Source organism: Eubacterium limosum (genome assembly GCF_000807675.2).
Taxonomy (GTDB): domain Bacteria; phylum Bacillota; class Clostridia; order Eubacteriales; family Eubacteriaceae; genus Eubacterium; species Eubacterium limosum.
In genome coordinates, this window is record NZ_CP019962.1 from 400867 (window position 1) to 421403 (window position 20537).

Below are 20537 nucleotides of genomic sequence, written 5' to 3' on the forward strand. Positions count from 1 at the left end.
AATGTGATATTCTGATTAAAATCTTATGAAAAGGAGCCGCTTTATGTACGAAAAAGGGGTTCAGACCCGTAACATGATCTATCAAACTGCCAAGCAGTTATTTTATGATAAAGGCTATGAAAAGACCAAGATCAAGGAGATTGCCGACACGGCCGAGGTCCCCATCGGTCTTTTTACCTATTATTTCAAAACCAAGGATAAGATTGTTCAGTACATTTATTCTGAGTTTTTTGCTCAGATCAGTCTCCGCATCACCGAAGAGCTGAAAAGCGGTCTGGACAATTCCATCCTGCGCCATGCCATTCACGCCTGGCTGTATTATGATATTATCCTAAACAATGAAAACAACCGCCGGTTTTACTATGAAAACCTCAAGAAAACCTCAAACTTCCGGATTCTTGATAAAACTGCCTCGCAGATTTTCAGGCGTTTTGTTGAAGATTTTAACATTATCATCTCAGATCACGACTTTGATAACCTTGTTTATCTTGATTTTGGCGCCCGCCGGGAGTATTTCTTAAATTACTTTGAACAGCCTGAGCCCGACAGCGTGGACGATGTTGTCTTTCTACTTAATGGTATTTTTCCCAGACTGCTCGGCATCGACCAGAACAGTGTCACCACTACCCTATACAAGGGCATCAGCACCGCTAAAACCATCCGTCATCACGATATCCCCTTCCTTGTATAAAGGAGGGTACAGCCCGCTCCCAGGAGCCGGGCTGTTTTTTATTCCTCGGCCTTCCTGGCGTTCTTGGCTGCCAGCAGAACCAGAATCCCCAGAAGCGGGCCTGCCGCCATGGCGATCCAGACTGACGCGAAGCTGCCAGTGCTGTCCGACATGAAGCCGAATACCAGCGGCCCGATAAGAGACGCCAGCTGGAACATGACATTGGTAAAGCCTGTGGCCGTGGCCGAAAAGGCTGCGCCGGAATAGTCAATGACAATGGCGTTGAGATGCGGGTTGGCTGTGTAAGAGAAAAAGCCAAACAAAAAGCCGGTCAGCATCAGAGCGCCCACGCTGGTCTGCAGCCCAAAGACAATGGTCATCACGATCAGCACCAGGTAGCAGCCCATGATAAATTTACGGCGGTCCAGATGGAACTTGTCAACGATCAGGCCGGATACCACAGAAGCGATAATACCGCCCGCGCTGTAGAGCATCATGACCTGCCCGGCCACAGAGCTTTCGATCCCGAGAGAGCCCATATAGGCGTTTGCCCAGGTCGCGGTGCCAAGAGAAACCCACATCAGGCCAAAACCTGCCAGACCCACAAGCACAACGCCCTTATTTTTCAGAACATCGCCCAGGCTCGAGAAAAAACCGACCTTTGCGATCTGGCTTTTATCCACCTTTTCGCTTTTAACCAGAACAAAAACTAAAACGGCAATAATCATGGCGATAATGCCGATCACTCTGAAAGCGCCCTGCCAGCCCATGCTGCTCAGCAGAACTGGTCCAAGATAATTGCTTAAGAGTAATCCGGCTGTGGGGCCGACAAGTAAAATACCAAAAGCCATACTTCTCTCGTTTGGTTTGAAATATTTACTGATCATCTTTCCGCAGCAGGCCATGATACAGCCCGCGCCAAGACCGGTCGCCACCCTCAGGGCAAAGCCCATCTCATAGGTTGTCATCATAGACAAGAAGAAGGTGGCCACGCCGCCGATCAAAAGCGAGATGGACATGACAAACTTGACGCCAAAGCGGTCTGCCAGCATGCCGCCCGGAATCTGTGTGATCAGGTAGCCGGTGTAAAAGGCCGACATATAAGCCCCTGCCTCGGTGGCCGACAGACCAAATTCCTTACTCATGGTAGGAATGAGCGGCGACCAGATAAACCGTGTCATAAAGGTGACGGTAAAACTGGCCAACAAAATAAATAACATAAACCAACGGAAACCAGAGCTTTCTTTTGCTGCTTTTTCCATTTTCCCCTCCAAATTTTCTCACAATCGAATTTTATAAACCTCATGAAATTTACAATATTATTGTATTCGCTATCAACTAATTTGTCAACCATAATTTTGTATTTTTTAAAACTTTTATAATTTTTATCTTTGAAATTTTCATATCTTTTTTCATTTTTTAGCTATTTCAAAGGATTTTTAAGTTCTTTTATGGCAGAATGGTCATTATTGATTTTTATAGATTTTATAATTCATTCTATTTTTATAATATTATTTTTTCAATTCAAAAAACAAAAAGAAGCCGAAATCAAAGGATTTCGGCTTCTAAAAATGACAGAAGCAGCGCTACCAGCCCATGAGCCCGCCGGCCAGCGGCACCCATATTGCCACCAGCGCCGCCAGCGCCAGCTGGATAAAGGCTGTGGATTTCGGCATGTCCATCATGGTGTAGTATTTGGTGGAATAGGTGATGAGCGGCACCGTATCCAGGGGGAACAGGTAGCAGTTGCTCGCGCAGATCCCCATAGCCACCAGCAGGATAATGGCGCTCACGCCTGTGGTGCCCGCAAAGCTGACCATCGCCGGCGCCAGGACCGCAATGAGCGCCGGCGCCACCGGTATGACCAGCAGCATCAGAAATACAATGATGCTCACTGTAAACACCACGCCTATGGTCGGCAGGCTAAGGGTGGCGGGCAGCACGGTGTCGATAAACCAGGCGCTCACGCCGTTGGCCACAATGCAGTTGGCAATGCAGAGCACTGTCCCCACCAGGAAAAAAGCCTCCCAGCTCACACTCTTCACAAATTCTTTCCAGGTCAGCACCTCAACGCCTGGCAGAAAGTAGCAGACAAAGCCAAACAGGGCGATGATGGTCACATCCAGAAACGGGAGCCAGGAGCTCGCAATCCAGAAAACCAGCATCCCCAGCGTAATGATAATGACCAGCGCTTCCTTTTTCTCGATCCTGTCCGGCACTGCGATGGTCTCCAGGTATGCCTGTATTTTCTCCTGCCCGACCTCTGCGGGCTTGTAAGCCTTGACGATAGCAAACCACGCGATGGGCAGGAGGACAACGGCAATGGGAATTCCTACGAACATCCACTGCACAAAGGTAATGTTCATGCCTGCCAGCTGGTCTAACAGATCCATGGTCAGCAGATTCAGCGAGGTGCCCGCAGGCGTCATGATGCCGCCGATCATGCTGGACACTGGAATGGCGATCATGATGGCCTTTCCGGTGCGCTTCCGGTCTGCTTCCGACTCAAAGATTTCCAGGAAGCCCAGCCCAATCCCCATGAAAATGGCGGTGGTAGGCACATTGGAAACCAGCGAGGAGATGGCCGCTGCGCAGATCATAATGGCGAGCAGGATCGTCTTGACGTTTTTGCCAAAGATCCGCATGAGCCCGATGAGTATGCGGCGGGACAGCGGTACCTTGGCTACCGCCTCCGAGATGCCAAAGGATACCAGCACAAAGTACAGAATCGGCGTAGTGTAGCCGCTGAGCGCGGTCTTCAGGCTGTCTGCCGCACCCAGTGCGGGCAGCAGCGCAAGGCAGAGAATACAGATAACGCCAATGGGAAGGGCTTCTGTCACCAGAAGCATCAGGAACGCCAGCAGGATACCAATGGTGGTAAAGCCTTCATCCGTCAGGCCCTGGGGCGTCTTTAAAACGAAAACGGCCACTAAAAGAGCAATACTCACTATCAAGCCCAAAAGCTGTCTTTTTTTCATCTTATTCCTCATTCTTATTTTATTGATGGTATAAAAAAAGAGCTCCCGAAAAAAGAGAGCTCCTATGTACTTTTCTATGAAGGCTTATTCTGCTGCTGCCTGGTCGTCTGATTCTGCCTTTTCAATGGCGGCTTTTTTGCGGAGGGCAATTTCGCCGTCCATTTCCATGACTTCCTTGTCGTCTAGCTTATAGAACAGCAGCGGGATGATGGCAACCGCGATAAAGATGGCTGGAACGATAAAGCACATGATGGTCGCGCCGCCTACCAGGCTGTCCGTAATGGCCGCTTCGGCAGAATAACCGATAATGCCAAGACCAGTCGTGATAACCAGGCCTCTGAGCACGATGGACATCTTGATGGAGAATGAGCACAGACCCATGATAAAACCTTTGGTGTTTTTACCTGTCTTGTACTCGCTGTAAGTGGCACAGTTGGTGTAAAGGCTGGTGGTGAGTCCGTAAGCCACGCCAAAGAATACCTGGCTCACAAAGATCAGCACAATCACAGCAATCTGGCTGCCTGCGAAGAAGTAGGCAATGGCCGTAAAGACAACACAGCCTGCCATACCGATGATGGTTGACATCTTTGTTCCGAATTTGGCGACCGCGTGCTTGGAGAGCAGGGAGCCGACCAGTGTACCGAGGTTAAAGGCCAGCAGAACATTACCCGTTACAGCTGCTGAGCTTTCCGGGAACATAACTTTTGAATAGTAAGCTACAAAGGCCATGAGCGCATAGTAGCCGATGAGACGGATAAAGTCACAGAACACTGTGGCTACCAGAGGCGGGTTAGCGAACACGCCCTTGAGCATATCCAGCACCGATACCTTTTCCACTGTTGCCAGCTCTGTTCCCTTTTCTGCCTTTGGCTCTGGCAGGTCGTAGCCGTTTGTAATAAAATAGTGCACATAATAGCCAACAAGCATCAGCGCCGCACCAACAAGGGCTGTACAGGTATAACCCCAGACAGCGCCGCCGCCGCCAAACAGACCGGCGAAGGCAACCGCCATGAGCGGAACAAGTTTCGATGCGAACAGTTTACCAATACTGGAGCCTGCTGATATACGGCCAGATAAGTGGGCGCGCTCGGTCGGTTCGTCGGTCAGGGCGCCAACCAGTGAACGGTTAGCGGTCCAGGCGATATTCCAGATAAAATGACTGATGATGAATCCTAAACAAATGACAATCGCGGCGGTGAGATCCGTCCCGACCTTGGTAAACTGGAGTGCGAAAAAGACAATGACAAAAGGTGGTCCGTAGAGCAGCCAGGAACGGTATTTACCGTGCTTCAGGTTGCATTTATCAACGATGGCTCCGGCAACAATGGCGGAAACCGTGTCGCAGACACCGGTCAAGGTTGAAATAATGGCCGCCCAGGCCAATGGCAGGTTCGCGACGTCTGTTAAAAAAATGAGGAAGAATGACGTTTCGACCGTGGTCATGAATGAAAATCCGGCGTCCCCCAGGCCGAAGAAATTCTTAATCTTACTGTTAATACGCTTCATAATTTTACTCCTCTTTCCCCTGTTTTGAAGCTGGAGCCGGCCTTATCCGGCTCCGTAACATTTCCGTGAGTGAACTTTATAAAAACAACTGGAACACAAAGCGGTAGATGGCTTCCTCGTAGGACTGTACGACCTCAGCCTCCGCAATCTCCTCTAATTGAGGGCGTTCCTTGACATATTCTTCCCAGGTTGTGTAGTATTCGCTGTTCATGATTTTCTCTCCTTTAAATTCTTAGTAAACCCCATAGGTTCTGACGGTTTCGATTACGGCTTTCAGGTTGTCGGCAATTGGCCCTGCCAGTGAGTACAGGCTCTTGTCTGTGTTGAAGATGAAGCCGCCGCCCGGCGCCAGAATGTCGATGAGCTCTTTGGCCTTGTCCACACATTCTTTTTCGGTTGCGGTCTGGAGCATGGTAATCGGGAAGAAACCAGAAATAATATGGTCTTTGCCCACCTTTTCCTTGGCAAGCTTTGGATCGCCGAACTCAAACTGCATTTCGACGCGGTCCTTGAGGGAAGCCAGATAATCAATCTTCTTCATCCAGTCCTGCTCAACAAACAGCTTGACGCCTGCGCCGTGGTCGGACAGGTACTGCATCAGCGCCTCAAAGGTCGGCCACCAGAATTTGGCAAAGTCCTTTTCCTTCATGAACGGTGCCATGTGCAGCGGAATAAAGGTTCTCGCGTAGCGTGAGGAGGCTGGCACAATCCCGATTTTTTCCATGTGCGGCAAAATGGCCTCAACCGCTGCCACAACCTGTTCCTTGTTCCTTCGCATATCCTTGATGATCCCTGTGAAGGAGCGGATAAAGTCTGCCATGAAGTCCAGCGGCGCTTCTGTCATACCGCCCTTCGGCAGTGCGGCAAACCCGTACTTGTTGGTCATTTCCACCGCGACGCCGCCCATGGCTGCATCGATGTCGCATTTTGCCTTATAGCCCTTAGCAAAGTTGAGCGACGCGCGCATGGGTTCTGTGTCCAGCGCTGCGAACAGACGCGGCATCAGCTTTTCAACCATACATTTGTAAGGATCGGCGATGAATTCGTCATATTCCTCTACTTCCAGGCAGTGGACCTCAGGGTGCTGCATGGTGCCGGTATTGCTCATGATAATGCCCTTCGCGCCTAAGATTTCGTAAAATCCCGGTGGGCGCAGCGTGGGAGCAATGGGCGCTTTATCCGTTGGGAACTCCGCGCAGACCTTGTCGAAAAAAGTCTCAAAGGTTTCAGGATTCCACTGGGCTGTTTTCATATCCATGCCCGCATACGGAATGGCCGCATCCCATGTGATGGACAATTCGATGGGCACACGCTTTGGCTGCTTGCCATCATAAACATCTTTGAATAGCTGGGTTCTTTCCTCTTGCAGTTGTTTTACATCACTCATTTTAATTCCCTCTCTTAAAACCAGTACATCGCTCCGGATCAATGCACTTTTTAGTATAATCTTTTTTGCTTACTGTTTTTTCAGTAAATTTCTTTTTGTTTACTGAAATGATAAACCTTTTCAGATTTTTTGTCAAGGATTTTTTTATTAAATATTTTATTTTTTACTGTTTTAACAGTAAAAAATAACACTTTTCCTGAAAAAAAAGGCTAAGTAAAGCCCTTTTCAGAAAAAGTGCCTTTTCTCTTTTCTTAAGCTATTGCAGCAGCCCGATGACAAAATTCATGAACGCCGCTTCATCACCCTCCCAGATTTCGCGCACCAGCGCTTCTCTTTCCGGGTCAAGGGACATGGTTTCCTTTACGTCCTCAAAGGGGAACAGCCCTGTTTTTACATTGGTATCCATTCTGCACCTCCTAGTATTTTCCATGCTCACGGACATAAGCGTTGACCGCGGTAATGTTTTCCATGTTAATATCCCGCACCGATGTGGTGATCTTGTCAAAGCCGAAGGCATAGCCGCCGCCCGGCGCCAGAATATCCATCAGCTCCTTGGTCTTATCGATACAGGCCTCTTTTGTCCCCTGGGCAATGGTCGTCACAGGGAAAAAGCCCGTAACGCTCATGATCTTACCAAGGCGCTCCTTGATGATCCTGGGGTCCGCGTACTCAAAACGCCCCAGAATCCGCCCGGCAGGCAGCTCTTCCAGATAATCGTAGTAGCGGGTCCAGTCGCCCTCAAAGAAAATATAGAGATAATGGCCCCTTTCCACCAGCGCTTCAACCATTTTCTTAAAGGTCGGCCACCACAGCTCGCTAAAGACCTTTTCACTGAGGTAAGGCGGCATGTGCAGCGGCATAAAGACCATCTGGTCCACTGCGGGGGGCGCGACACAGGCCTTCTGAATCATCAGCGGCAGCAGGGCTTCGCAGGCTTCCTTTACCTCGCTCTTATGGCGGCGGATATCCTTCGAAATGCCCGTAAAGCTCCTGAGCAGATCGGCCAGGAAATCAAAGGGCGCCTCCGCCGATGCGGAAGTGATGAGCGGCAGCCCGTTATCTGCAAGTATCTGTCCCACCGCTGCGTTAAACGGCCCGAAGGTCCGGTTAAAGGTCATCATGCCTCTGGCCAGTGCCATCCCGCGGTAAGGCTCAGGCTTGTCAAAGACCTGATAGAGCCGCGGCAGGCATGTGCCCGCCAGAAAAGCGGCCGGGTTCGCGATCAGCGCTGCGTATTCCGTGTCCTCCATGGCGTGCACCTCAGGGTGCTGGACATAGCCATCCTTGCTCTGCACAAAGGACTTGGCTTCCAGAGCGCTGTAATACCGCGGTGAACGGTAAAAAGTGCTGCGGATAAAGTCACCGTCATAAGCCGGAATGGCTCTGCCCATAGCGTCGATGATGAGGCTGGTATCCCAAAGCCCCTCAAACATGGAATACCCTGCGTACTCGATGGCCAGCTCCGGCGTGACCACATGCTCGATCGGCACATAGTCTGGTGCTTCCAGCGCCACAACCTTACGGATATTCTCAATCCGCTCCTGTTTTTGATTCATTTGATTACCCCTTTCCCAATACAAAAATTTTATAACCGTAGAATCTCTTTAACATTTTCGGCTTTTTTAAAAATAGCCGATTTATAATTTGCATTATAGAGCCTATTCCGAGGTTTGTCAAACATTTTTATTAAAACCTTTTATTTTTACTGTTATTTTTTCATCAAAAACCCTGCTAAAATCACGTCTTTGGGGTTTTTTAATTTTTTTCTGAACAAAGTTATGCTATACTGTTAAAAACAGCAGCAAGGAGAGACCCATGGCAAAAGCAGTATCCGACAAGGGGTTAAAAACTAAAAACAGGATTCTTGAGATTGCACGGTCCGATTTTCACAGCAAGGGCTTTGCGAAAGCGTCGGTCAAGGACATCTGTGCCCAGGCCGGAATCCGTACCGGCACCTTTGCCTATTATTTTAAGACAAAGGAAGATCTGATCAAGGCTGTCTACTCAGAGCTCCACCTCCAGACCTACGCCTTTGTGGAAAACCATACCCAGTCCCAGGGCGTCAACAGCATTGAGAAGAACGCCTACACCGCGTTTCTGTACTACGGCGCAGTCTTCAAGGATGAGCCTACCGTGCGCTTCCACGCCGATACTCTCCGCCGGGAGTCCATCCAGACCTTTCTGGGCCAGAATTTCCGTCATGTCTACCGTCAGTTCATCAACGACTGCGGCTACACCCTGAGCGACGCTGAGCTCTACACCCTCAGTCTGGCCGACCTCGGCATGCGGCGCGAGATCGTCCTGGATTTCATTGAAAACCCCAAGCCCGGGCACACCGTCTGGGGGCTCATCACCCACCTTTACCTTTATCGGAGCCGGCTTTTTAAAATTGACGAGGACCAGATGCAGACCTACCTTTTAAGAGGCGAAAAATTTGAACAAAAATACGATCATTCAAAAATAAAACTCCTGGTCTGATGCCGGCGCTAATATTTACATTGACACATCAAAATTCTGCCCGGTTCAACAGGTTTATACCTTGTTCTCCCCTAAAATCCATGTTAAAATTTGGGTTAGAACTTTTTTAAAAGGAGCCCACTTATGCGAAAAATGACAAAAGGCGAAATGACGAAGGAGCGTATTCTCGCAAGCGCCAAGGAGCTGTTCTACGAACAGGGCTATGACGCAACCACCATCCAACAAATCGCGGACCGTTCCGGTACAACGCTTGGCTCTATGACCTACCATTTTGCGACCAAAGCCACCTTTGTGAGCCGTCTGTTTGACGACTACTTTACGAATCTTGACGCAGCCATTCGCCAAAAACAATATGAACCGTGGAATTCCTTTGAGAGCCACTTCCGGCTGACCATGATCTATTATCACAACCTTTTATCAGACCCGCACACGCGGAATTTTTACTATGAGGTTTTTAAGAACGATACGCTTTTCAGCTCTCTCCACGGAAACATCAGCCAGATCTACCATGATTTTATAAGAGACTACAGCCTGCGCATCCGCCCTATCGAGTTTGACGCTATTGTGACCGCCGACTTCGGTGCCCGCCGTGAGTGCCTGCTGTCTTATTGTGAGGAGCGCCTGAAAATGCCCATCGAGGATTTCGGTATTTTTCTCCTGACCAATACCGCCCGCTGCATCGGCATTCCCGAGGCTGCCATCTATAAAACCAGCTATCAGTCTCTGGTTTTTTACAGAAGTCATGATTTCTCAGACGTTCAGCTTTTAAAATAACAGCCTTTCCTGAACGGGGGCCAAAAAATACAGAAAAGTCCAAAACGCATTGTGGTTTTGGACTTTTCTGTATTTTTTATGGCTTATTTGCGTGTGATACTGCTTAAAAATTCCTTTGTCCGGTCATTTTTCGGGTGCTCGAAGATGTCCTCTGGCGCGCCCTCCTCCAAAATGATCCCATCGTTCATAAAGAGAATCTTGTTGGCAACCTCTCTGGCAAAGCTCATTTCATGGGTTACGACAATCATGGTCATGTGTGCCTCGGCCAGCTGCTGCATAACGTTCAGAACCTCACCGGTCAGCTCTGGGTCCAGAGCAGAAGTGGGCTCGTCAAAGAGCAGAATATCCGGGTTCATCATAAGCGCCCGAGCAATGGCCACACGCTGTTTTTCACCACCGGAAAGGGTGGACGGCATGGCGTCGATCTTTTCCAGCAGGCCGACCTGGGCCAGGTGCTTCTCACAGCGCTCATCCATTGCCTCGCCCTTTTCCTTTTTGACAACCTTGGGGGCAAGCTCGAGATTCTGGCGGACAGTGAGGTGCGGAAAGAGATTAAAATGCTGGAACACCATCCCCATTTTCATGATAATTGCCCGGATCTCGTTCTGTGAGGCGTAGACGCCATCCTTCATCAGGTCTTTGCCCTCCATGGTGATGGTACCGCTATCGGCCTTTTCAAGGTCGATCAAGCAGCGTAAAAGTGTCGATTTTCCAGAACCAGAGGAGCCGATCACAGCCACAACGTCGCCCCGGTTCACCTGAAAGGAGATGCCCTTCAGCACATGATTGATGTCAAAGCTCTTGTTCAAATTGGATACATTGATGATTTCTTCCATGACAGTCTCCTAAAATTCATATTTCTTTTCCAGCTTTTTAAAGATAAAGGTGAGCACAAAATTGATGACCAGATAAATCGCTGCTGCCACCACAAAGGCAAAGGGGTTGGCGTCCCGGTTCACCGCTGTTTTGGCATAGTGAATGATTTCCGCCACACCGATGGTAGTGACCAGCGCTGTATCCTTGAGCAGCGTGATGGTCTCATTGCTGATGGAGGGCAGGCAGACCCTGATCATCTGCGGAATCACCACGCGGATCATGGTCTCAAACTTGGTCAGCCCCAGCACCTTAGACGCCTCATACTGACCCTTGTCGATGGCCAGGAGCCCGCCTCTGAAAATCTCGGCAAAATAGGCGGCGTAGTTGAGCCCAAAGGCGATACAGGCGGCCGCAAAGCGGTCAAACACCAGAAATTTGCCAACGCCTGGCAAAAGCGGCAGGCCAAAATAGACAAACATCAGCTGCAAGAGCAGCGGCGTCCCTCTGAGGATATAAATATAGACTTCTGCAAAGCCCCGCAGCACCATAATCCTGCTTCTGGACATCAGGGTAAACAAAAATCCCAGCGGCAAGGACGAAATGATCGTTACCGCAAAAACAGCCAATGTCACCAGACACCCCTGGAGCATTGGCGTAAGCACATTCATAAAATAGGTTGAATCCATAATATCTCCCGTAATTATCAAATGGAGAATGGAAAGCACTTCCATTCTCCATTACTATTTAGTTTCCTGTATAGAAAATGTCTTCGCCGAACCATTTCTTGGAAATCTCAGCGGCAGTGCCGTCAGCGACCATGTCGTCGATGGCTTTCTGAATTTTTCCCTGTAATTCGGTGTTGCCTTTCTTGACGGCAACCGCGTAGGTTTCCGGTGACAGGCTTTCGTCAAGGATGACATAATCGGCTTTTTCACTTGAGATGTAGTAGCGCGCGACCACAGAATCCACAATGACTGCGTCGATACGGCCAATGCCCAGATCCTGGAGGGCCGATACATTTTCAGGGTATTCGTTCATGCCTGCAACCTTGGTGTGGATGTCGTCCGCTTCAAAGGCGTCATAGGCAGAGGAGCCCTTCTGGAGGCCGACGTTCTTGCCTTCAAGGTCTGCCTTTTTAGCGATGCCGGAGTCTTTTTTAACCACGATGACCTGGTCGTTTTTCAGGTACGGCTTGGTCATCAGCATGGCTTCCTCGCGCTCCGGTGTAACGGACAGGCCGTTCCAGATGGCGTCGATATTGCCGCTGTCCAGCTCAAGCTCTTTGGTATCCCAGTTGACTACCTGCATTTTCGGTTCCATGCCCATACGTTTGGCGGCTTCGGTGGCTAAGTCCACATCAAAACCGACAATGTTGTTCTGGTCATCACGGAAGCCCATAGGCGGGAAGGAATCGTCCAGACCAACCACAAAGGTCGCATCGTCATTCGCACTGTTTCCTGCTGCCTGGTTGTCGTTTCCGCCGCTGCTGCTGCAGCCTGACAGCATCGTCAGGGCCAGAAGTGCAACGAACAGTAAAGTCATCATACTTTTCTTTTTCATTTCTCTCTCCTTTAAAATGACAGTATTCATATACCTGTATTATACACTTCATTACAGTAAAATGCTACTACAAAATGCATATTTTTTTGTTATTTATTTGTTGCGCTTATTGATTGGCCATTAGCCTCAGAGTGCCTTTTCCTCATAATCAATCCTCGCCGTCCAGGGGCGAAAAGGCCGAAACCGCCTCGTAAAGCTGTTTTTCCCCACACTCCGGGCAGACACACGCCGTCAGGTCAATGGTGTCAGGATCAACCGCATCAAGCGTTTCACCGCATTCACAAATATATTCTGGCATGGTTTTCTGTCCATCGGCTTTTTCCACCGCATAGGCAAAACGCTTGTGAAAAGCGCCGCAGGCCGGGCAATGGTAAACGCCATAGCGGTAATCGGTGACGAGGGTGCCGCCCTCCTCGGTCACCATACGTTTTATCCGGGCCAGCGCCTCCGGGTCCCGGAGCAGCCTCGGCAGCACAGCGTACTCCGAATCAAAATCCGGCGCCCCGGAATGGAGCAGCCCGACCCCCAGATAAAAGTCTTTTTCATAGCTGCATTTCCGGCAGCTGATTGCCAGCGTATTTTTCATATAATGTTCCTCCCGTGTTTTTATCTTTAAAGATGCAAACAATGCGGGCAGGGCGGTCTGGGCCGCTTATCGGCATTGCTTGCACCTCAAAGTGTTATAAAAAAACAGGTGCGCCTGTATCACGGCGCACCTGTCTGCTTTTTCGTTCTCTTACGGCATGTGGTTGTAGAATACTTCCAGAATTTCTGCGGAGGATGCAGCACCCGGGTCCAGATGGCCGATGGCACGTTCGCCGAGACGCATGGCTCTACCTTTGGTCGCAACGATGTTGCGGGTAGATTCCAGGCCGTCCTTGCCGGCTTCTACTGCTTTCGCCATGGCTTCCTTCGGAGCTGCGCCGCCTTCATAGGCGGATTTTAAGGTTTCAACGGCTGGCACTAAGGTATCCAGCATTGTTTTTTCACCGGTGGTGGATTTACCACGTTTTTTAATGATGTTGACGCCGGTTTCCATCATTTCGATAAATTCGTCAAAGGTTACACCGTCGTCCGGACCCTTTGTCTTGACCGGCAGGCCAAATTTCATGAAAAAGCTGCCGTATAACGGTCCGGAGGAGCCGCCAACCTTGTCGAGCAGTGCGGTGCCGACTTTTTTGTAAAAGCCGTTTACGCTTTCCTTCTGCCATTCGTCCAGGTTTTTATCAACTTCTCTGAAGCCAATGGACAGGTTCATACCGTGGTCGCCGTCGCCGATGGCAGAGTCCAGCTCGGTAAAGTATTCCTTGCGGTCCTCCGCCAGCTTGATCAGATCTTTTACGACATCTACAAAATACTGTTTATCTAAAACATATTCGCTCATTTTATGGTCTCCTTTTTGTTCTTATTTCACCAAATGCGCCCTGTCCTATCGATAGGGACATAGGACAGGACGTACTTTGTGAAGTAAAGAATCCCGGACCCTGCAAAGGGCCCGAGACACGGTTAAAATTTATTCTCTCTTAATTCGTTAACGCCGGATGCTTATACCTGTGTGAAGTAAGGTGTGTCACATGGGTAGTCTAATAATTCTTTCAGTTCGTCATCCAGTTTACATAAAGTAACGGACATACCAGCCATATCCATGGAGCATGCGAAAGGACCAACTAAAGCTCTGTGAACCTTGATGCCTTTTTCTTCCAGGATCTGGGCAACGCGTCTGTAGCAGATATGTAAGTCAAGAACTGGAGTTGCGCCTAAGCTGTTAACCAGTACATAAACTTCATCGCCAGCTTCGTATGGCAGGTCTTTCAGGATTGGGTCCATGATTTCGTCGATAACTGCGTCAGCCGGTTCGATCTTGCCTCTTCTGACACCAGGTTCGCCGTGGATACCCATACCGATTTCCATGTCGCCGTCTTCCATGTCAAAGATTGGGCCGCCCTTAGACGGTAAGGTAGCGGAAGACATTGCAACGCCCATGCTGCGGGTGTTATCATTACATTTTGAAGCAGCAGCAACAACAGCATCCAGGTCTGCGCCCATAGCAGCTTTTGCGCCGGCAGCCTTGAATACGAAGAAGTCACCTGCAATACCACGACGGTCAGGGATATTTTCTGAGGAAACAACATCGTCTGTTACCAGAACGGTTTCAACACGGATATCATCTTCTTCATCGGCTTTTTCTGCGCCCATGTCAAAGTTCATAACGTCGCCTGCGTAGTTACCATATAAGTAGATAACGCCCTTGCCATTGTCAACTGCTTTAGCGGCCGCATAGCATGGGTCCGGAGAAGGAGAAGTATTGATATTACCAATTACAACGCCATCTGCAAAGTTTTCACCGACATAGCCGATGAACAGCGGTTCATGACCGGAGCCACCACCAATAACAACACCAACTTTGTCTTTTGTTCCAGCATCTTTTGTCACAACGACACGGCCCTGTGCTTCTTCAAGGTCACACATTTTTACATAGCGGTCATGCGCTTTGACATATCCTTCCACCATTTCTTCCACTACGTCGTAGGGATCGTTGATCAAACGTTTCATTGTCATGATAAATTTCCTCCTGAAATTCTTTATTTTAACGGGTGACTCCCGTTATTAACATTTACACAGCTCTTTGGCTGATTTGGACACATTCATGATTTCTTCCGGGTCGTCGGTGATGGTCGCCTGTACCACACCGGCGAAAGCACCCTCCACGATGGGGCAGTCCACCATATGAACTCTTTCCTGCAGGTCATCATCGAGCATATCGATGGCGGTTTCCGCACTGATGATCGAGCTGCCCATATCGGCGTAAATCAAAATGTTCTTGCAGTCCTCCAGGGACTCGATGGCATCCTGAATCTTAATCGCGCTGGTTCCGATTCTTCCGCCATCAGCACCGCCTGCCGCGATTACCTTTACACTACCATCATTCATTTCTTCGACAATTTCTGCCAAACCTTCTGCCAGCTTTGCGCTGTGAGAAACGATTACAACACCTGTACCTGCCATAAATATCCTCCTAAAATTTGATTCACTTAGCCGTGAAGCTTCTTTCGTGCCCGCTGGACGCTGCCAAAGGGGCACGCTGATTATATAACGCAAGATGCGTGCCAAAACTTAAACCGGCGCTTGTTTTTATGTTAACCCATATTTCTTAGCTTTGGCTGAAACCGTCTTGTGGTCAAGGCCAAGGGCCTCTCCGGCTTTTCTGAAACTTTTATATTTAGACAGGGCTGAAGCGATAAGATCCCGCTCCATTTCCGCAAAGGTGGGTAATTTTTCCCCACTTTCGTCCGAAACGCCTGAAAACCCGGGGATATTTTCCCCAATCGCTCGGACGTAGGACGGCAGATCGTCCACGCCGATCCACTCGCCGCCGCTCAGGGTAACCCCGCGCTCGATAATGTTCTCCAGCTCACGGACATTTCCAGGAAAGACATAGTCCTCCAGGCACTGAAGCGCGGGCTTTGTTATGCGCTTTTGCGGTAATTGGTATCGCATACATATTTTATCAATAAATGCTTCCACAAGCAAGGGAATATCGCCTTTTCTTTGCCGCAAAGGCGGTAAAATGACCGAAATAACGTTCAAACGGTAATATAAATCTTTGCGGAAGCTGTTATTTTCCATTAATTTCTCAAGGGGCGCGTTGGTGGCTGCGATGACCCGCACATTGATCTTGACAGGCGCAAGTCCACCGACCCGCTCAACCTCCTGCTCCTGGAGCACCCGCAGCAGCTTGGCCTGCATGGCGCGGTCCATATCCCCAATCTCATCCAGGAAAATGGTGCCGCCGTCAGCCAGCTCAAATTTACCCGGTTTCATGCGCACCGCTCCCGTAAAGGCACCCTTCTCATAGCCAAAAAGCTCGGCCTCCAGAAGGTCGGCCGGGATAGCCGCGCAGTTCATGCTCACAAAGGCCCCATCCTTCCGGGTGCTGGCATTGTGAATGGCCTTGGCTACCAGCTCCTTGCCGGTACCGCTCTCGCCCCGGATGAGCACTGTCGCGTCGGTTTTCGACGCCTTGGAGGCCAGAGACAGGGCTTCTAAAAGCACACCGCTCTTGCCAATGATCTTTTCAAAGGAGGTGCCAATATCCTCCCGCTTTTCCAGTTCCTTTTCGAGCATGACCGTTTTAGCAGAAAGCTCCTCCACCTTGGCCGCCAGCTTGGTGATCTCAGTCAGTTCGCGCGCCACGATGGCGTTGCCGCTCACCGCACCGTCAACCGCGATCGGGCGGACATCCAGCATGAATTCCCGTCCATCGGCATTGGTGATGACAGTACCGCTCTGTCCGTTAAAAAAACCATTGGGGATTTTTTCCCCAGGAAACAAAATACCGATACTCTGTTCGGTAAGCTCGGACACCCTCTTTTTCAAAATACCGGTGAAAGCATCGTTGGCATAGGTGATCCTGTGATCCTTGTCCACCAGACAGATGCCATCGTACACAGCCTCCAGAATGCTGATGAGCTTTCCCTCCAGCTCTTTTACGCTGCTCAGCTCCCAGGACAATGCTTCGATCTGTGTGATGTCCTGCAGCACAGCCACAGCGCCCACGTTACTGTTTTCCACCACCACCGGGCTCTTGTCACTGATGACCCAGTTGCCGTTGATGGTTTCCTTCACGCCCAGCTTTTCCTTGCCGGTTGCAATCAGTTCCACTGCGCCGAAGCCAGGGATCAGGTCGTCCACCAGACGGCCGATGGCCTGCTCAGCGTCGATGCCGGTCATGGCCTCAGCAGCGGCGTTAAAAATGGTGATGCGCCCCGCGCCGTCCATGACAATGAGGCCATTGTGGATGCTCTCAAAAATCTTTTCGCTGGTCAGGGTATTTTTCTGGATAATGTTGTCAACCTCATCCTGATCCACCACACCGGCGCCGTCCATGAACTCGGCCAGCGACGATACGGCCTGTTCGCTCCGCGTGCCGTCGCCGAAAAGCTCAATCTGCTCGCCCTTCTTCAGCTTCATCCCCACCAGCGGCAGTACAGAATTGCAGGGGACGATCAGAGCGTGGTCCACCCGCTTGATGTACAGACGGCATCCAAAACGCTCCTCAAGCTCTGTTGTCTTCTGAACCACCATCGCGGCCACCCGGGTATGGATTCCCTTCTCGTAGCCGATGGTCACTGTTTTTTGTGTTCGCAAGCTGCGTCCCTCCTTCTTTTTTCAATTGCATTCATTCTATCCTGTTTTTATGCTTTTTTCCAGTGTTTATTTTGTCGTATTCCTGTAACCTTAATAAAACTTTGCATTTAGTTCTGAAATTAATTTCCGCTATGCAAATAATTAAAAATATGGCATAATAGACTTAAAGAAACTAATAAAATTCCAGGAGGATTTACAAATGAGAATTGCAATTGATTGTGATGATGCTGCTTTTGATTTCAAGGATGCGATCTACGAACATTTAAAAAGCGAAGGTTACGACATTACTGACTTAAAATATTCTGCTGACCATGACTGCGATTACCCGGACATTGCTTTTAATCTGGCTGAAAAGGTAGCAGACAAAACCTATGACAGAGGAATCATCATCTGTGGTACCGGCCTTGGCGTTGCCATGATGGCAAACAAGGTACCAGGCGCTTTCGCTGGCACCTGCCACGATACCTTTGCCGCAGAACGCCTGGCAAAATCCAACGATGCCAATATTATCACCATGGGTGCGCGCTGCATCGGTGTTGAACTCGGCAAAATGATCGTTGACGCTTACATGAAGAGTGAATTTGCCGGCGGCGGTTCTACCAAGAAAGTAGAACGCATGCGCGAGCTCGAAAAAACTTACATGAAATAATCCAGGTTCCAACATGAAAAAAATGTTTTTAGGAACAAACTGGAAAATGAATAAGACAACCGCTGAGGGGCTGTCTTATACGGACGCGCTGACGGACATTATTTCAAAGTATCCGGAATTCGAATTTTTCATCATTCCGCCCTATGTCCAGCTTTGGAAAATCCGTGAGCTCATCGACTCTAAAAAATCCGCATTAAAACTGGGCGCCCAAAACGTACATTATGAGGACGCCGGACAGTTTACCGGAGAAATTTCTCCAACCCAGCTAAAGGAAATCGGCGTGGACATCCTGGAAATTGGCCATAGCGAACGCCGCCAGTACTTTAACGAAACAGACTACACCGTCAATCTCAAAACCCTTGCAGCCTTAAAGCACGGCTTTACGCCGCTCGTCTGCATCGGCGACAGCATGCAGGACAAAAAATACGGTGTATCTAAGGAAGTGCTGGCCCGTCAGCTGAAGATTGCCCTGCACGATGTGCCCGCAGAAGCCATCGGCAAATTCTGGGTCGCCTATGAACCCGTCTGGGCCATCGGCGTGAATGGAATTCCCGCAGAAGCACCGCTGGTGAACGACATCCACAACCATTTGCGGGACGTCACGGTTGAGCTTTACGGCGAAGCCGGGCGCGAAATTCCGCTGCTGTTCGGTGGCAGTGTCAACATTGACAACGCCAGGCAGTATGCGCCCTTCGAAAACGTCAACGGCCTGTTCATCGGCAGAAGCGCATGGCAGCCGGACTCCTTCGAGGACATCATGAAATCTTTACACGAAACCTTAGCATAAAAAAGCCCTTCGGGGCTTTTTTTATTGGCCCAAAAGCTTATCTGTCTTTATCCTTAAAGAAATACGTCAGCCTTGACAGCCGAAACGCCAACTGATAAGATTCCAGTAATTTACCGGGTACCTGTGTGTATCGGGTATTAACCGTAAAGGAGCACAAAATGAAAACACAGCATTACGACGGCAGCCGCCTCTATCTCTACGCAGGCCAGCTTCCTGTCGATGAAACAGTAAAGCGGCTGGAGGCCCTCCTCCAGGAAAAGAATATTCCTGTTTTCGCCAAATTTGATCACGCCCTCAACGCAAGCCAGGTTGGGCTTGATCTCCGTCCAACCACGGTGCTGGTCTTTGGCTCCCCTCAGGTAGGGACTGGACTCATGCAGGCTGACCAGAGTATTTCTCTTGATCTGCCGCTGCGCATCTCTGTCTGGGAGGATGAAGCTGGAAGCACCTGGCTGGCTTTTCCAAAAACCGCAAAGATGGCTGAGGCCTACGGCCTTGAGAACCATCCGGTAATCCCCAAAATGGAAGCCCTGATGGAATCCCTTGTTCAGGCGGCAGGCAGGCCTTAGCCCGCACAAAATCTCTGATAGACAACGATACAAACAATAGTTTTTTATGGCGCGCTTTTGTGATATAATCCTTGTAATTCACTTTAAGGAGAGCGGTCATGAAGAAAATCACCACGCGTCAGATCATGATGACTTTTATCGGCATTTATCTGGGAGCAAGCTTTGTCTCCGGACAGGAAATCTACCAGTTTTTTGGCGTGTTTGGCGGCTATGGCATTGCGGGCATGGCTGTGGCAGTGTTTGTGTTCTTCATCTTTGGCTGTATGATCATGCGTATTTCCCACCGCACCGGCATCCGGGATTTTGAAAAGCTGGTGGTCCGGGGCTACCATCCGATTCTACGTCTGATCTTCGGCGGCTTTACCCTGCTCTTCATGTTTACGGTCGTCATGGTTGTGGTGGCCGGCGCCGGTGCACTCCTCGAACAGCTCTGCGGCTTTCCAGCCTTTGTGGGCAGCATTTTCATGGGGCTTCTGCTTGCCGCGGCCGGTACGACTGGCGCCCGCGGCATGGTCTCAGCCTTTGGTTTTGTGGTGCCCTTTATGGTAGCGGTCGGTCTTATGGTCGGTCTTATGTCCTTTTTTAACCTGGACCTTTCGCCGCTTGCCACATCGCCTGTATCTGGAAGCAACCCACTGGTTGGCAACTGGCTCATCGCTGCCCTGACCTTTGTCTCCTACAATCTGCTGGTGGCAATTTCTGTCCTCACTCCCATTGCACCCTCGGTAGAATCAGACCGCGCTATTACCCGGGGAATACTCTGGGGTTCGCTCCTGCTGTTCGTCATTGCAATGTGCGTTCTGGTTCCCATCGCCCTGCATTTACCGCTGGTTCAGGATTCCAGCCTGCCGATGCTCACTCTTGCCTCAGCTATCCATCCGGTTCTGGGCATCCTCTACGCCCTGCTGCTGCTCTGTGGCATGTTTGGCTCTGGACTTTCCTGCCTTTACGCTTTGTCCACCCGGGTGCGCAAAATCGGCCCAATTCATGGAAAGGGCCTGCTGATCGCCATCATGGCTGCCGCTACGCTCGGGAGCATCGCCGGGTTCAAAAATCTTATCGCCACTCTTTTTCCCCTGTTTGGGTACTTTGGCCTGTTGGCGCTGGCGAGCGTTGGATTTCATTACTGGTCAGTGCGCAAAAAGGAAAAAACAAACCATTGACACATAAAAAGCGGAAGAGCCTCGTTTTGGCTTTTCCGCTTTTTATAGGTGT

Annotated in this window: 22 protein-coding genes; 7 read left to right on the forward strand and 15 right to left on the reverse strand. The window is 49.9% G+C overall.

Annotated elements, in window-relative coordinates; genetic code table 11:
- Window positions 1-43: 43 nt before the first annotated feature.
- On the forward strand, window positions 44-691 hold the full coding sequence (locus B2M23_RS01865; protein WP_038351063.1) for a TetR/AcrR family transcriptional regulator: 648 nt from the start codon (window positions 44-46) through the stop codon (window positions 689-691).
- Window positions 692-729: 38 nt separating this feature from the next.
- Here the strand turns inward: B2M23_RS01865 and B2M23_RS01870 are convergent, their stop codons facing one another.
- The 7 genes from B2M23_RS01870 to B2M23_RS01890 form a co-directional block, all read right to left on the reverse strand.
- Window positions 730-1932, reverse strand: coding sequence for an MFS transporter (locus tag B2M23_RS01870; RefSeq protein ID WP_038351064.1), 1203 nt, complete (start codon window positions 1930-1932; stop codon window positions 730-732).
- Window positions 1933-2256: 324 nt separating this feature from the next.
- Window positions 2257-3648 (reverse strand): SLC13 family permease, encoded by a 1392-nt coding sequence (locus B2M23_RS01875; RefSeq protein WP_038351065.1) that lies wholly within the window; start codon window positions 3646-3648, stop codon window positions 2257-2259.
- Window positions 3649-3732: 84 nt separating this feature from the next.
- Complete coding sequence (locus tag B2M23_RS01880) at window positions 3733-5154, reverse strand: MFS transporter (RefSeq protein ID WP_038351066.1); 1422 nt, start codon at window positions 5152-5154, stop codon at window positions 3733-3735.
- 76 nt (window positions 5155-5230) lie between these two features.
- Window positions 5231-5365: a hypothetical protein gene (locus B2M23_RS21640; protein WP_013382527.1), complete on the reverse strand. Its 135-nt coding sequence runs from the start codon at window positions 5363-5365 to the stop codon at window positions 5231-5233.
- 21 nt (window positions 5366-5386) lie between these two features.
- On the reverse strand, window positions 5387-6541 hold the full coding sequence (locus B2M23_RS01885) for a uroporphyrinogen decarboxylase family protein (RefSeq protein ID WP_038351067.1): 1155 nt from the start codon (window positions 6539-6541) through the stop codon (window positions 5387-5389).
- Between the two features lie 256 nt (window positions 6542-6797).
- Window positions 6798-6947: a hypothetical protein gene (locus B2M23_RS21060; RefSeq protein ID WP_167617727.1), complete on the reverse strand. Its 150-nt coding sequence runs from the start codon at window positions 6945-6947 to the stop codon at window positions 6798-6800.
- Window positions 6948-6957: 10 nt separating this feature from the next.
- Window positions 6958-8097: a uroporphyrinogen decarboxylase family protein gene (locus tag B2M23_RS01890; RefSeq protein ID WP_038351068.1), complete on the reverse strand. Its 1140-nt coding sequence runs from the start codon at window positions 8095-8097 to the stop codon at window positions 6958-6960.
- Between the two features lie 259 nt (window positions 8098-8356).
- Here B2M23_RS01890 and B2M23_RS01895 point away from each other — a divergent pair, with 259 nt between their 5' ends.
- A complete protein-coding gene (locus tag B2M23_RS01895) occupies window positions 8357-9019 on the forward strand; it encodes a TetR/AcrR family transcriptional regulator (RefSeq protein ID WP_052237085.1) in 663 nt (220 codons plus the stop codon).
- A 123-nt stretch (window positions 9020-9142) separates the two neighbouring features.
- Window positions 9143-9793 carry a TetR/AcrR family transcriptional regulator gene (locus B2M23_RS01900; protein WP_013382532.1) on the forward strand — a complete coding sequence of 217 codons (651 nt, stop codon included), beginning with the start codon at window positions 9143-9145 and terminating at the stop codon, window positions 9791-9793.
- A gap of 83 nt (window positions 9794-9876) precedes the next feature.
- On the opposite strand, the gene B2M23_RS01905 is transcribed toward B2M23_RS01900, so the two are convergent.
- From B2M23_RS01905 to B2M23_RS01940, 8 genes are all read right to left on the reverse strand, one after another.
- Window positions 9877-10629: an amino acid ABC transporter ATP-binding protein gene (locus B2M23_RS01905; protein WP_038351069.1), complete on the reverse strand. Its 753-nt coding sequence runs from the start codon at window positions 10627-10629 to the stop codon at window positions 9877-9879.
- 9 nt (window positions 10630-10638) lie between these two features.
- Window positions 10639-11295: an amino acid ABC transporter permease gene (locus tag B2M23_RS01910; protein ID WP_038351070.1), complete on the reverse strand. Its 657-nt coding sequence runs from the start codon at window positions 11293-11295 to the stop codon at window positions 10639-10641.
- A gap of 58 nt (window positions 11296-11353) precedes the next feature.
- Window positions 11354-12169: an amino acid ABC transporter substrate-binding protein gene (locus tag B2M23_RS01915; protein ID WP_038351071.1), complete on the reverse strand. Its 816-nt coding sequence runs from the start codon at window positions 12167-12169 to the stop codon at window positions 11354-11356.
- A 148-nt stretch (window positions 12170-12317) separates the two neighbouring features.
- A complete protein-coding gene (locus B2M23_RS01920; protein ID WP_038351072.1) occupies window positions 12318-12755 on the reverse strand; it encodes a hypothetical protein in 438 nt (145 codons plus the stop codon).
- Window positions 12756-12905: 150 nt separating this feature from the next.
- Window positions 12906-13553, reverse strand: coding sequence for a dihydroxyacetone kinase subunit DhaL (gene dhaL, locus B2M23_RS01925; protein ID WP_038351073.1), 648 nt, complete (start codon window positions 13551-13553; stop codon window positions 12906-12908).
- Between the two features lie 161 nt (window positions 13554-13714).
- Complete coding sequence (locus tag B2M23_RS01930; protein WP_038351188.1) at window positions 13715-14722, reverse strand: dihydroxyacetone kinase subunit DhaK; 1008 nt, start codon at window positions 14720-14722, stop codon at window positions 13715-13717.
- A gap of 54 nt (window positions 14723-14776) precedes the next feature.
- On the reverse strand, window positions 14777-15175 hold the full coding sequence (gene dhaM, locus B2M23_RS01935) for a dihydroxyacetone kinase phosphoryl donor subunit DhaM (RefSeq protein WP_013382540.1): 399 nt from the start codon (window positions 15173-15175) through the stop codon (window positions 14777-14779).
- A gap of 126 nt (window positions 15176-15301) precedes the next feature.
- A complete protein-coding gene (locus B2M23_RS01940; protein ID WP_038351074.1) occupies window positions 15302-17317 on the reverse strand; it encodes a sigma 54-interacting transcriptional regulator in 2016 nt (671 codons plus the stop codon).
- Window positions 17318-17516: 199 nt separating this feature from the next.
- Here B2M23_RS01940 and B2M23_RS01945 point away from each other — a divergent pair, with 199 nt between their 5' ends.
- From B2M23_RS01945 to B2M23_RS01960, 4 genes are all read left to right on the forward strand, one after another.
- Window positions 17517-17966 (forward strand): RpiB/LacA/LacB family sugar-phosphate isomerase, encoded by a 450-nt coding sequence (locus B2M23_RS01945; RefSeq protein WP_013382542.1) that lies wholly within the window; start codon window positions 17517-17519, stop codon window positions 17964-17966.
- Window positions 17967-17988: 22 nt separating this feature from the next.
- Window positions 17989-18753: a triose-phosphate isomerase gene (locus B2M23_RS01950; protein ID WP_227208995.1), complete on the forward strand. Its 765-nt coding sequence runs from the start codon at window positions 17989-17991 to the stop codon at window positions 18751-18753.
- Window positions 18754-18911: 158 nt separating this feature from the next.
- Window positions 18912-19322, forward strand: a complete 411-nt coding sequence (locus B2M23_RS01955) for a DUF302 domain-containing protein (protein ID WP_038351076.1) — start codon at window positions 18912-18914, stop codon at window positions 19320-19322.
- Between the two features lie 98 nt (window positions 19323-19420).
- Window positions 19421-20485, forward strand: a complete 1065-nt coding sequence (locus B2M23_RS01960) for a YkvI family membrane protein (RefSeq protein ID WP_038351077.1) — start codon at window positions 19421-19423, stop codon at window positions 20483-20485.
- Window positions 20486-20537: the final 52 nt, after the last annotated feature.